Annotated in this window: 14 protein-coding genes; 4 read left to right on the forward strand and 10 right to left on the reverse strand. The window is 64.0% G+C overall.

What is annotated here, in order from left to right:
• The first annotated feature begins 60 nt into the window (after window positions 1–60).
• Complete coding sequence (locus tag NKH17_RS21185) at window positions 61–390, forward strand: hypothetical protein (RefSeq protein WP_352507011.1); 330 nt, start codon at window positions 61–63, stop codon at window positions 388–390.
• A 94-nt stretch (window positions 391–484) separates the two neighbouring features.
• On the forward strand, window positions 485–1,033 hold the full coding sequence (locus NKH17_RS21190; protein WP_352898409.1) for a DNA-3-methyladenine glycosylase: 549 nt from the start codon (window positions 485–487) through the stop codon (window positions 1,031–1,033).
• 33 nt (window positions 1,034–1,066) lie between these two features.
• Here NKH17_RS21190 and NKH17_RS21195 read toward each other — a convergent pair whose 3' ends face one another.
• Window positions 1,067–1,333, reverse strand: coding sequence for a DUF3606 domain-containing protein (locus NKH17_RS21195; protein WP_352701054.1), 267 nt, complete (start codon window positions 1,331–1,333; stop codon window positions 1,067–1,069).
• A gap of 169 nt (window positions 1,334–1,502) precedes the next feature.
• On the opposite strand from NKH17_RS21195, the gene NKH17_RS21200 reads away from it, so the two are divergent.
• Together NKH17_RS21200 and NKH17_RS21205 are read left to right on the forward strand one after the other, a co-directional pair.
• Window positions 1,503–1,997, forward strand: coding sequence for an EF-hand domain-containing protein (locus tag NKH17_RS21200; protein ID WP_352476969.1), 495 nt, complete (start codon window positions 1,503–1,505; stop codon window positions 1,995–1,997).
• A 171-nt stretch (window positions 1,998–2,168) separates the two neighbouring features.
• The gene (locus NKH17_RS21205) at window positions 2,169–2,510 is read left to right on the forward strand and encodes an antibiotic biosynthesis monooxygenase family protein (RefSeq protein ID WP_352898406.1); all 342 of its coding nucleotides are present in this window, start codon (window positions 2,169–2,171) and stop codon (window positions 2,508–2,510) included.
• A gap of 25 nt (window positions 2,511–2,535) precedes the next feature.
• Here NKH17_RS21205 and NKH17_RS21210 read toward each other — a convergent pair whose 3' ends face one another.
• From NKH17_RS21210 to NKH17_RS21250, 9 genes are all read right to left on the reverse strand, one after another.
• A complete protein-coding gene (locus tag NKH17_RS21210; RefSeq protein ID WP_352647893.1) occupies window positions 2,536–3,369 on the reverse strand; it encodes an SMP-30/gluconolactonase/LRE family protein in 834 nt (277 codons plus the stop codon).
• Window positions 3,370–3,383: 14 nt separating this feature from the next.
• Complete coding sequence (locus NKH17_RS21215) at window positions 3,384–5,159, reverse strand: CoA-transferase (protein WP_352898405.1); 1,776 nt, start codon at window positions 5,157–5,159, stop codon at window positions 3,384–3,386.
• Entirely contained in the window at window positions 5,156–5,941 is a 786-nt protein-coding gene (locus NKH17_RS21220; RefSeq protein WP_352898403.1) for an enoyl-CoA hydratase/isomerase family protein, read from the reverse strand. Before NKH17_RS21220 ends, NKH17_RS21215 begins: the two co-directional genes overlap by 4 nt.
• A gap of 2 nt (window positions 5,942–5,943) precedes the next feature.
• Window positions 5,944–7,149 (reverse strand): CaiB/BaiF CoA transferase family protein, encoded by a 1,206-nt coding sequence (locus NKH17_RS21225; protein ID WP_352701061.1) that lies wholly within the window; start codon window positions 7,147–7,149, stop codon window positions 5,944–5,946.
• Between the two features lie 17 nt (window positions 7,150–7,166).
• Window positions 7,167–7,952 (reverse strand): SDR family NAD(P)-dependent oxidoreductase, encoded by a 786-nt coding sequence (locus NKH17_RS21230; RefSeq protein ID WP_352898401.1) that lies wholly within the window; start codon window positions 7,950–7,952, stop codon window positions 7,167–7,169.
• Window position 7,953: 1 nt separating this feature from the next.
• Window positions 7,954–8,949, reverse strand: coding sequence for an ABC transporter permease (locus NKH17_RS21235; protein WP_352898398.1), 996 nt, complete (start codon window positions 8,947–8,949; stop codon window positions 7,954–7,956).
• A gap of 30 nt (window positions 8,950–8,979) precedes the next feature.
• Window positions 8,980–10,512, reverse strand: coding sequence for a sugar ABC transporter ATP-binding protein (locus NKH17_RS21240; protein ID WP_352898396.1), 1,533 nt, complete (start codon window positions 10,510–10,512; stop codon window positions 8,980–8,982).
• Window positions 10,502–11,485 carry an ABC transporter permease gene (locus tag NKH17_RS21245; RefSeq protein ID WP_352898394.1) on the reverse strand — a complete coding sequence of 328 codons (984 nt, stop codon included), beginning with the start codon at window positions 11,483–11,485 and terminating at the stop codon, window positions 10,502–10,504. The genes NKH17_RS21240 and NKH17_RS21245 overlap by 11 nt, the downstream gene beginning before the upstream one ends.
• Before the next feature lie 141 nt (window positions 11,486–11,626).
• Window positions 11,627–12,658: a sugar ABC transporter substrate-binding protein gene (locus NKH17_RS21250; protein WP_352647911.1), complete on the reverse strand. Its 1,032-nt coding sequence runs from the start codon at window positions 12,656–12,658 to the stop codon at window positions 11,627–11,629.
• Between the last annotated feature and the right edge of the window lie 9 nt (window positions 12,659–12,667).

The following is a 12,667-nucleotide window of genomic DNA, read 5'->3' on the forward strand; positions in this document are numbered from 1 at the left end:
ACTTTGGAATGAGACGCTGGTTAGAATGCTTGAGGCCGATGCTCTGAAAGGACCTCGACGATGACCGACGCAGCACCTGTTGGGCGAAGCCCGGCTCAAGCGCGGGGCGATATCGACGCCGGGCGCGGAGGGGATAAGACACCGGGGATCGACCCAGCCGCGGCTCCCATGGAAACGGACGCGGAATCGGCCGGCAGCGTTCCGGCAAAGGATCGGTCTGCGCCTCATGAAAAGCCGGAGTTCACCAACCAGGCGAGCTATGCCAATGCGATGCGTCCGCTGAAGGATGAGCCCGACGTCCAGCCGCGCCGATATGGGCCGGTGCTGGTGATTGCCGCCATCGTCGTGCTGGCTGCGGCGGTTTTCATCGGCGCAGCCATGCTGCGCTGAATATCGCATATCCGAGAGCAGTGGCTGGACATTTCGTGTCCGGTCCAGGAACTTGCTGCCGCGCCAGGTTGAGGCGCGATCCGTCCGGTGCACTTTGACCACGAACCATCAATTCTTTGCCCGGGACGCCACCACCGTGGCGCGCGACATGATTGGCGCGACGCTGCTTTTGCACGGCGTTGGCGGCATCATCGTCGAGACCGAGGCCTATCGCCCCGATGACCCGGCTTCGCATGCTTTCGGTGGCAGGACGGTGCGCAATGGCGCAATGTTCGGCACCCCAGGCAGCGCGTATGTCTATCGATCCTATGGCCTGCACTGGTGTCTCAATGCCGTGTGCCTGCCCGGCAGTGCCGTGCTCATCCGCGCAATCGAACCGCAATCCGGGCTGGAGGTGATGCGGGCCAATCGCGGCGTTGACGACCCCCGGCTGCTTTGTTCGGGACCGGGTCGCCTTTGCCAGGCGCTGGCAATCGACAAATCCCATGACGGGCTGCCGCTGGACGTGCCGCCATTCGAATTCAGGCGGCCGGGCGACGCCAGCGCCATTCTTACAGGCCGCCGGATCGGCATTTCCAAGGCTGTCGATGCCGAGTGGCGGTTCGGCCTGCGCGGCTCGGATTATTTGAGCCGCAAGTTCTGACGCCTGCGGCAGCGGCAGAGCAGCTGCCTGGCATCACTCGTCGGGTTTGCCGAGATGCATGGGTGTCGCCTGCTGGCGGGCTTCCCTGGTCACCTCGTCGGCTCCGGCAGGTGAAATCCCCCGCAACGCCTTCGCGGCTTCGACCAGGCGGCCGCGATCATTGCCGAAGCTCTTGATCAGCTGGCGGACCTGGTCGGCGGTGATGCCGTTCTGTTGGGCAAAATACTCGACTTCACGGTCGTCTTCCGCAGCAACGCGATCGCGGTCGCGGAAATCCCGCTTGCTCTTATCGTCGGCCATTTTTTCCTCCTGGTGGAGCTTCGCATCAACGGCAACGTGGGCAAGCGGCTTTCGTTGCCGCGACCGGGCGGACTTTTGCGCCGCCGAGCAGACTTACCAGGAACCATGAGGCGAGCAGCCGGTTTGGCTTGGATGCAGCAGCCACCAATTCATACCGATGGAGATTACGATGACGCTCGCAAGCAAAACCACTGTAGTTGCCGCGGCTCTGGCTATGTTGGCCGCGCCGGCATTCGGCCAGACGAGCCCGCCCGCGCCCGCAGCTCCGGCGCCCGGAATGAGCGGGCAGAGCCAGGATGCCATGCGCGATATGATGCGCCAGATGATGACCGAGATGCTGGAGGAGAGAATGCAAGAGGATCGCGCGCCCCGGGCGGAACGGCGCGGTCGCGACCGCTGGCATCACGACTACAGGATGGGCCCGCCTGACCGAGATTGGGAGACGGGAGGCCGCGGTGGCATGGGACGCGGGATGCACGGCGCGAGGATGCGAATGATGTTCGCCATAGTCGATGCCGACGGCGATGGCGCGCTTTCCCAGACCGAAGTCCAGGATTTCGTCGGGCGGATATTCAACGCCGTCGATGAGGACGGTGACGGCAGCGTCGACATGCAGGAAATCCGGTCCTTCTTCCACGGAGGCGGCGCCGAGGATCAGGAGTAAGTCTCCCACCGGTCGGCAAGGAGGCCTATCCGGGCAGCGCCACCTACGTCGGCCGGGAAGATGAAAACCGCCGCTGGCAACGGGATACCAGGCTGCCAGCCGGGGAGATCCGTTCCTTGGCTGGCATTCGAACGCCGGCGGACCAATCAGACCAGCAGGGATTCGTTGGCCATGACAGAGGAAATTACGGAGAAAACCCCGACCATCGCTCGTATCTGGCGCGGCAGAACCGTGCCTGAAAAGGCGGATGCCTACGAGAGTTACAATTACGAAGCCGGCATCAAGCCGCTGATCGAGAAGGCACTGGGCGTGCAGACCTTTCGCGAGGACACGCCGAGCCATTCGGAATTCGTGACGATCTCCTATTGGGAAAACGTCGAGGCGATGGCGGCATTCACCGGTGGCGATCCGACAAAAATCCATCATCTGGAGCGGGACGAAGAGTTCCTGATCGAGCTGCCGTCGCGGGTGCAGGTGCTGCGCATCCGCACCAGTCACGGTCGCCTGCAATAGCCCTGGTGAGCGCCGCCCGCCTGATCTAGGAAATCGCCGTCAGGTCGATCTCGGTAATGTGCCAGCGGCCGAGATTTGCGGTGTAGAGCTTATCGCCCTTGAAGGCGATGTTGGTGGGATGGGCGAGCGTGGTTGCCGCCGGATCCTCGATCAGCACCTCGAGCCCGCTATCTTGTCGCCAGCGATAGATGCGGCTCGGCTCGTAGCACGAGATGAACAGCGAACCGTCCGGCGCCACGGCGACGCCATCGGGGACGTTGTTCACGCCGTCCACGACGAGCTGGCGAGGTCCTGCCGTGCCGTCGGCACGGATCGGCACATAGCTGACGCAGGCCGCGTGGCTTTCCACGACGTAAAGCCCATTGCCATCCGGCGCCAACGCCATGCCGTTGGCGAAGGCCATGGCCTCGCGGCACCACAGGCCGCCTTCGCCGGTCTTCAGATCATAGCGGAAGATACCGGAACGGTTGTCTTCGCCGAGGCTATCGGAGACATAGAGCCAGCCGCGCGCCTCGTCGACGATCGGATAATTCGGCACGCGGATGCCGGCCGAAGCGAAGCGTTGCATCTCGGCCACCGCGGCATCCCAGCGAAAGACCGCCGCATGTCTGAGATCGCAAGCAAAGCAGTTGCCTGCGCTATCGAAAGCGATGCCAAGCAGAAAGCCCTCCGTGCCGCCCATGCGTTCGACCGAGCTGCCATCGGCGGCCAGCCGCAACAGGTCGCCGGTTTCGGTGCCGCACCAGATCGAGCCGTCGCGATGGATGGCCACGCCTTCAGCATGCGCGACGCGCGGGCTGGTGAAGATGCCGTCGAAGAAGACCTTCGCGGCCGACATTTCGAGCAACGGCTTTGCCATGCGCCGCCCCCTCTTCAGCCTGTTTCGGTATGCGATTGCTGCGCGGCGATGCAGCGCTCGACCATGATGCGGTCGGCCGCGAGGATCTCGGCGATCAGCGCGCCGCGCTCCCTGGCGCTGACGAATTCCAGTCGCCGCAGGCCGAGCGGGTCGATCCGGTTTCGCAGGACATCGAGCGTTTCGTTCGCGGGCAGCGGAACTTCGCGGCAATCGGCAGCGAATATCACAGCAAAGCCGGTGGCCTCCTGGATCTGCTGGCGCGTCACGCCCGGCATGGTCTCGATGACGGCCAGTTGCCGGCTCTCCCGGTCGAGCCGAAACACACAAAGGTCGGTGAACACTAGCGCCGCGCCGGTCCGGTAGCCCATCGGCTCGCGTTCGGCCTGCGTCAACAGTCCGCGCGCCGAGCTGGCGATCTCGACCGCATCGACCAGCGACTGCACGGAATGGCGGGGGACGTAGAGCAGATAATCGCGGTGCATGTTGGCGACATCGGCCATGCCGCCTTGCCCGGGCAGCCGGATGGCGCTGCCATCGCGTTTGCGCAAGGCTATGGTGTTGACGCGGCCGCGTCGATCGACCTGCGCGGCACCGACGATCTCATGCGTCACTGCGCCGGCCTGATAGTAGGTCGAATAGGTGTCGTCGCCGCCGGCATGCGCCACCGCCGTTTCGCAATCGAGGCTTTCGATCAGCGACAGGATCATCGGGCTCGGTGCGATGTCGAGATGGCCGCAACTCATGGTGGCGATGATCATGTCCGGCGCGTGCGTCGCTTTGGCCAGCCGATAGGCGACATTGGCCAGCGGCGACACCGCGCCGGCACTGGCAAAGCTCGCATTGTCGAGTTCGGCGGCGATGCGGGCGGCGATGATCTCGTCGATGGACGCCTGCTTTTCGCCGAGCACGAGCCCGGGCATGGCGAGGACTGTCTCAGCCCGGACTTTTGCAGCATCTTGAACCCGCTCCGGCACGCCTTCCGAAGGCATGCTCAGGTTGTCCGACAAAGGTATTGCCTTGACCGCGAACGCCCCCGCCAACGCTTGATAATCCGTCACATAGAATGGCAGGCAGGAGGCGGGATAGGCGCCGCCCGGCGCCAGCGCTATGGCCGACACCTGATTGCGGGTCAAAATGCTTTGCCGGCCGTCATGCCGCAGCGCCCCGACCGGGACGATTTCCTCAACCGTGACCAGCACCTGGCGCGCCGCGCCGGCCATGGCGAAGTCCAGCGCCCGCGGCCCGATGATCTGGACATTGCCGCTCTCGTCGGCGCGCTGGGCATGGACGACGAACGTGTCGAGCCGCAAGGCCGGGATGAACCCGATCGTGATTCCCGCGATCGGATCGGGCGCGGCGATCGCGCCCGGCACGCGCGCCAGCATGTCCGAGCCCTCGGGAAGCTGAAACAGCATCGACGGCAGGTTCTGCTGCGCCGCCCGCAGCGCCTGGATCATGGCCAGCGCCGTCCAGTCGCGGACCGGCACGGCATTGGTCTCGGCGGCGGCGCGGAAGCGCGGCGGCAAACCAAAAATGTCGAGGCTGGAAAAGCAGATGTCGATCTCCGCCACGGCATCCGCTTCGAGGAGCAGTTCGAGCGGCAGGCCGCCGGCCCAGCAGACGTAGCGTAGGCCCTTGACGCCCGAGCGGGCGATGGCGCGCAGCAGGGCGATCGGCAACCGGGCAAAATGATGCCCGCCGACGCCGAAGACATCGCCGCCGCCGACCATCGCGGCCAGGCTCTCGACAGCGGTGAAGCGCGGCCGGTTCGGCTTGACCAAGGATGTCATTGCCCAGCCTTCGGCCGCGCGGCGCTTTTTTCGGCGAACGTCTTCACCCGCTGCTGGCCGGTCTCGCTACGATAAAGCCCGCCCAGTACGTCGCGCTCCAGGGCAAGGCCTTCCGCCAAGTCGCCCGACACGGCATGCGCTGTCAGCGCCTTCAATGCCTCGATCGCGGCAGCCGGTTCGGCGGCTATCATGCCGGCGAGTTCCAGCGCCCGCGGCATCAGCTTTTCGGCGTCGACGACCTCGTTGACCAGCCCGGAGGCGACGAGCTCGGAAGCCGGCACGATGGCGCCGGTCATCAGCAAAAGGTTGGCGCGGTTGCGGCCGAGCTTTTGGACGCCGCGCTGCGTGCCGCCGCCGCCGGGGACCAGCCCTAGCTTGATCTCGGGCAGGCCGAGCTTCGCGAACTGGTTGGCGATGACGATGTCGCAACACAGCACCAGCTCCATGCCGCCGCCGAGCGCAAAACCATTGACCGCGGCGATGACCGGCTTGCGGTTCTGCTCGATCGCCGCATACATGCGCGTGCCGGCGGCCTGGAAGACGTCGAACTCGGCAGCTGTCTGGGCGGCGTATTCCTTGATGTCGGCGCCGGCCATGAAGCCGCGCCCCTCGCCGGTCACCACGATCGCGCCGACCCCGTCATCCCGCGACAGCACCTCGAAAACCTCGGTGATCTCGCTTTGCATCAGCCGGTTCATGGCGTTGAGCTGATCGGCGCGCCGGAAGGTGACGACTGCGACGCGCCCGGATATTTCCAAGCTGAGTGTCTGGTAAACGCTCATCGTCAGACAGCATCCACGGTCATGTCGCCGGACGCCTCAAGCGCTGCAATCTCGCCGCTGGAGAGGCCGAACTCGGCCAGTATCTCGCGGCCATGCTGGCCGACCAGCGGCGCCGGCCGCTCTATGGTAGGCGGCGTCTCGCTCATCTTGACCGCCGGTGCGACCACCCTGACCTTACCGCCGCGCGGATGATCGTAGCTGGTGATCATGCCCAAGTGCTTGACCTGCGGGTCCTCGGCTGCGCGCCTTATGTCCTTCACCTCGGCACACCAGATGTCGACTGCCAGCAGCCGCGCCAGCAGGTCCTGCGTGGCAAACTTCCTGGTTTCGGCGTTGACTTTGTCGAACACCTCGTCGCGTTTGTCGAACAGCGTCTTCAGATCATCGTAGACAGCAAGCTGCGGCGCCTCCAGCACTTCATACAGCGTCTTGAACGGGCTCATGGCGATCGACACATAGCCACCGTCCTTCGCTTGGTAGATACCGAACGGCGCCTGCATGCCGGGGTGGCCGATGCCTGAATTCGGGCGCACGAAATCCTCGCCGAGATTGAGCACGGCGACATATTCCTGATTGAGGTGCGCCAGCATCCCGGCCAGCAGATTGACCTCGATCTTCTGGCCCTTGCCGGTCTTCTCGCGATAGTAGAGCGCCGACAATATGCCGTAGACCATGTTCATGGCGCCGATCTGGTCGGCGAGGCCGGCACCGGCCGGAACAGGAGCCTGATCGCCGCGGCCGGTGTTGGAGATCAGCCCGGACAGCCCCTGGATCAGCATGTCCTGACCGGGACGTTCGACATAGGGGCCCTCCTCGCCATAGCCGGAGCCAGAGCAATAGATGATGGCGGGGTTGACCGCCTTGAAATCCTCGTAGCCATAGCCGAGCCTGGCGAGCACGCCGGGGCGGAAATTCTGCACCACCACGTCCGCCTTCTTGGCCATGTCCATGATGATGGCATGCACCTTGCGGCTTTTCAGGTTGAGCGCGATGGAGCGCTTGTTGCGGTTCCAAGCGAGGAAATTCGGGCTTTCGGAGCCGCCGACCCATTTGGCGAAGAAGGTCATGCCGCGGAACATGTCGCCGGCGCCTGAACGCTCGATCTTGATGACGTCGGCGCCCATGTCGCCGAGCAGCTGCGTGGCGAACGGCCCCTGCAGCAGATGGCTGAAATCGAGGATGCGGACGCCTTCGAGGGCCTTGTTCATTTTTGTCTCATTGGTTGTCAAAGCAGGTCGGGTACGTAGCGGGGTGCCGCGGTGAGGCCGCCGTCGACGCGCAGGTCGGAACCGGTGGTGAAGCCGGCGGCGTCGGAGGCGAGATAGACGGCGGCTTCTGCCACTTCGGACGGTTTGCCGATGCGACCGAGCGGATGCATTTTCACCCAGGCCTTGGCGAGATTGCCGCCGATCTCCTTGATCAGTTTGTCGTTCATCGGCGTGTTGATGGTTCCGGGCGAGATCGAGTTGACGCGGATGTTGAGCGGGCCGAACTCGACCGCCATCTGACGCGTCATCGCCATCACCGCACCTTTGGCGCCGGCATAGGCGGTCCAGCCGTCGAGCCCGATATGACCTTGCGCCGAGGCCATGTTGATGATCGAGCCCGATTTCTGCGCGATCATATGCGGCAGCGCATATTTGCAGCCGCGGAACACGCTGGTCAGGTTGACTGCGATCAGCCGGTGCCACTGCTCGTCGGTCATCTCATGGACCGGCATGCCGCCGATGGCGATGGCGGCATTGTTGACCAGAATGTCGAGATGGCCGGTTTTGCCGACGGCGCCGTCTACCAGGGCGGCGATGTCGGCCTCCTCCGCCACGTCGCAATGGATGTAGTCAGCGCGGTGGCCGGCGGCGCGCAGCTCGGCTGCGAATATTTCGCCCTTCTCATCATCGATGTCGCCGAGGAAGACGTGCGCGCCCTCACGCGCCATTGCCTCGCTGATCGCATGGCCGATGCCGTCGGCGGCGCCGGTGACGATTGCGGTTTTCCCTTTGAGACGATCCATGTCAGACTCCAATGGCGCGCCGGCGCTTCGCTTCGTCGAAAGCGACGGCGGCAATGATGATCATGCCGGTGATGACCAATTGCCATTCGGTCGGCAGGCCGAGCCCGCGCAGCCCGTTGGACAGGAACTGCAGGATCAACACGCCGAGCGCCATGCCGGTCAGGCTGCCGATGCCGCCGGCAAGGCTCACCCCGCCGAGCACGGTGGCGGCGACGACCTGGAACTCGAAATTCAGCCCAGCCGTATGCTGCGCCGAGCCGACGCGGGCGGCCAGGATAATGCCGGCTACCGTTGCCAGCAGCGCGCTGATGATGAAGCAGATGAACTTGACGCGGCGCACGTCGTAGCCTGCCAGCCGCGCTACTTCCGGATTGCCGCCGACGGCATAGATCTGCCGCCCGAACGGCCGGTGCTGCATCACGTAGGCGAAGACGGCGAGCAGAACGAGGGCAATGACAGCCGAATAGGGAACGACGTTGAACAGGCGACCGTCCGACAGCGCGATGAAGCTGTCGAGCGCTGCATCATCGGGGATGGCGCGCTGGCCGGTGTAGAGGTAGACACCGCCGCGCATGATGAACATCGTGCCCAGGGTCACGATCAGCGAGTTGATGCTGGCATAGGCCGTCAGATAACCATTCACGACGCCGATGATCAGCCCGAACAGCAGCGCGCCGCTGATGCCGAGCACAAGCGAGTTGGTGTCGTTCATGATGATGATCAGCGGCAGCGCGATCGTCGCCAGCAGCGAGCCGATCGAGATGTCGACCTCGCCGGAGATGAAGACGATGGCGCAGCCTATGCCGGCTGTCAGCGCTAGCGAAGCCTGACCGAGCACATTGGTGATGTTGCGCACGGAGAAGAAATTCTCGGCGGTGAAGGAAAAGAACGCGATCACCAGGATGAGGCAGAGGAGCAATGCCACTTCCTGCCGTGCGACGAGCCGCGCCAGCATGGACGGCCCAGATTTCGTGGTGTCGGTGCTTGCCAGGCTCATCACTTGGTCCCTTTGCGAAGCGTCATCGTCTTAGCCGATCGCCGCATTGAGGATGTTCTCCTGCGTGGCCTCGTCGCGGGACACGATCGCGGTGAGGCGGCCTTCGCAGATCACCGCGATGCGGTCGGCAAGCCCCAGCAGCTCGGGCATTTCGGACGTCATCATGACGACCGCCAGGCCTTCGCCGGCGAGCCGGTCGATGAGCGCAAAAATCTCCGACTTGGCGCCGACGTCGATGCCGCGGGTCGGTTCGTCGACGACGATCACCTTGAGACCGCGCATCAGCCAGCGCGAGATCAGCACTTTCTGCTGATTGCCGCCCGACAGGTTCTTGACCTGCTGGAACAAGCTCGGCGTCCTGATGCGGAAGCGGTCGACATAGTCCTGCACCGCTTTGCGTTCGCTTGCCTTATCGACGAAGCCCATCCTGGCGAAGGCGCCGAGCGAGGCGAGGCTGGCATTCTGGTAGACCGGCAGTTCGCCCATCAACCCTTCGCTCTTGCGGTCTTCGGTGAGCAGGCCGATGCCGAGCCGGACGCCGGTGTGCGTGTCGTGCGGCAGCAGCGGGCTGCCATCGACCGAAATCGCGCCGGAGGTGATCGGATCGAAGCCGACAATCGCCTTGGCGAGCTCGGTCCGGCCCGCTCCCATCAAGCCGAAGAAGCCGAGGACTTCGCCGGCATGCGCTTCGAACGACACGTCCTTCAGCTTCTTCGCCGTGCTAAGTCCTTGCACGGAAAGGGCGACCTTGCTGCCTGGTGCACCGCGCTTGCGCGGGAACAGGTTTTCGATGCGCCGACCGATCATGTCCTGGATCAGCGTATCGTTGGTGTGCTCGCCGATCGGCCTGGTCGAGACGTGGCGGCCGTCGCGCAATACGGTCACGGTGTCGGCGATCTCGAAGACCTCGTCGAGCTTGTGGCTGACATAGAGCACGGCGATGCCGAGCGCGGCCAGCCGGCGAATGACGGTGAACAGCAGCGAGACCTCGTTCGGCGTCAGCGAGGAGGTCGGCTCGTCCATCACCACGACGCGTGCTTCATGGGCGAGTGCGCGGGCGATCTCGACCATCTGCTGCTGGCTGACCGGCAGCGATCCCGTGCGCGCCGCCGGGTCGACGTTGAAGCCGATACGTTTGAACAGAGCGGCCGCATCGGCACGGATCTTCTTCCAGTCGATCGAGCCGCCTTTGCCGGTCGGATAGCCTTCGAGGAAGATGTTCTCGGCGACGCTGAATTCGGCGATCAGCGCGATCTCCTGGAACACCACCTTGATGCCCTCTTTCAGGCTGTCGCGCGGCGACTTGATGTCGGCCTCGCGGCCGCGCAGGCGGATGGTGCCGGCATCCTTGCCGTAGACCCCGGCCATGATCTTGATCAGCGTCGACTTGCCGGCGCCGTTCTCGCCCATCAGGGCATGGATTTTGCCGGGTTCCAGGGTCAGATCGACGTTATCCAGCGCCACCACGCCGGGAAAGCGCTTGCCGATGCCGCGCATCTCCAGCGCCGGCACGCTTTTATCGACAGCCACGGTTTCGGCGGGGTGAAGGAAATCAACCGACATTGGCTCTGTTCCGCACGATGTCGAGATAGGTCGCCAGGATGATGACGATGCCGGGCACCACCATCTGCAGATCCTGGTTCCAGCCGAGGATGATGATGCCGTTGTCGATGACCTTCAGCACCAGCACGCCAAGCAACGTGCCAAGCAGCGAGCCGCGGCCGCCAAGCAGGCTGGTGCCGCCGAGGATGACCGCGGCAATAACCGTCAGCTCGAAGCCGCGGCCGGCGGTCGGCTGGCCGGCATTCATCAGCGACGACAGGATCATGCCGGCAATGCCGACGCAGAGGCCGGTGACGACGAAGGCGAAGATTTTCAAGCGTTGCGAGCGCACGCCGGAGAGACGAACCGCGCGCTCGTTGGCGCCGACAGCGTAGAGATAACGGCCGAGCGTGGTGAAGCGCAGCGTTGCCGCGGCCAGCGCGAAAATCACCGCGGCAACGACCACGGGCAGCGGGATCGCGCCGATATAGCCGGCGCCGAGATCGGTGAAGCCGGCAAGTCGGTGGTGGTTCTGCACCGCCTCGCGGGTGAACAGATAGACGCCGCCCTGCAGCATCATCATGGTGCCGATGGTGGCGATCAGCGAGTTCACCTTGAGCATGGTGACGACCAGCCCGTTGAACAGACCGACCGCGCCTGAAAAGGCGAGTGCCGCCAGCAGGCCGAGCGTCAGGCTGTGTGTTGAATTGAGCACGGCCATGCCGATACAGCCGACAAAAGCCAGCGATGCACCGACCGACAGGTCGACTTCCGCGGTGATGATCAGCATCGTCATGCCGGAGGCAACGATCAGCACCAGCGCGCATTGGCGCAGGATGGCGATGATGTTGGCCTCGGAATAGAATTGCGGCGCCGCAATCGACATGGCGATGCAGAGCACGGCCAGGATCACGCCGAGCACCAGCTGGCTGCTGCCCAGCAGCTGGCCGCCGATGAAACGCCTTGGCGCAGAGGATTGCGTAAGCTCGCTCATGTCCATTTCATTTCCGGGCCCGTATCGGTGCCGTCGCCGTTTGGAAACCTGCGGGCCAAAACAGGACGGTTGCCCTGTTTTTCCGTCGGCATATCCGATCCGCTGCCCTTCCCGCCGTGTGGGAAGGGCTACCCGGAATCCTTACTTCTTCAGATCGGCGGACGTTTTCATGCATTTTTCCGGTGGCTGAAGCGCATTGACGGCATCCCATTTGATTTTGCGTATGGTGCCATCGTAGTCGTAGAACTTCTTCCAGTCGTCACCGTTCATCGGCGCGGTCGGGCTGACGATGTGTTCCGGCACCTCTTCGCCGTTGAAGAGCTTAACCGCTGCATCGATGGCGGTGTAGCCTTCCTTTTCCGGGAACATCGCGGCCTCGATCCGGTAGGACGGCTCGTTCTGCATCGCATTGATGAAGGCGAGGCCTTCGCCGCCGGTGCCGACAGTCAGCAGGCCGTCCTGCGGCTTGCCGGCCGCTTTCCAGGCCTGAAGGCCGCCGAGCGAGGAGGAATCGTTGATGCCGTAGATGATGTTGATGTCGGCGTTCTTGGCAAGAGCCGCCGAAGAGACTTCGAGTGCGCGATCGGGATTGCCGCCGCCGTCGAGGTCGTGGACCATGACCGCGTCGGGGATGATGGTCTTCAGGCCGTCCATGAAACCCTGCGACCGCAGGACGGTGGCGGACAGCAGCGGCAGGCCGACATTCATCACCTTGGCTTTGCCTTCGAGCTTTTCCTGGGCGTATTTGCCGGCTTCGACGCCGGCGGTGTAGCCGGTGTCGTAGTCGCAGATCGCGACCATTGTGGTCATGCCCTTAACCGGATTGCCTTCGAGCACGACCGGAACGTTGTTGGATTTCGCCTGGCGCAGCAGCGGCACGACGCCTTCCTCGTTGACGGGCGTGATGATCAGGACGTCGACGCCCTTGGCCATGAAATCTTCGGCGGCGGAGACCTCCTTGGCGACGTCCAGATTGGCGTCCTGCACCTCGAGCTCGATACCGAGTTCCTTGGCGCGGGCCTGCATGCCCTTGATGACGTTCTGATACCACTCATGCGTGGCGTAGTTGGTGACGTAGCCGATGCGCTTCGGCATGTTTTCGGCCTGTGCCGCGGCGGCGCTCAGAGCCAGCACGGCCGCCGAGGCAAACAGCATCGATTTGGACCAGTTCATGTTTCTTCT

It is taken from the genome of Mesorhizobium sp. M1334 (assembly GCF_040317995.1).
GTDB lineage: Bacteria > Pseudomonadota > Alphaproteobacteria > Rhizobiales > Rhizobiaceae > Mesorhizobium.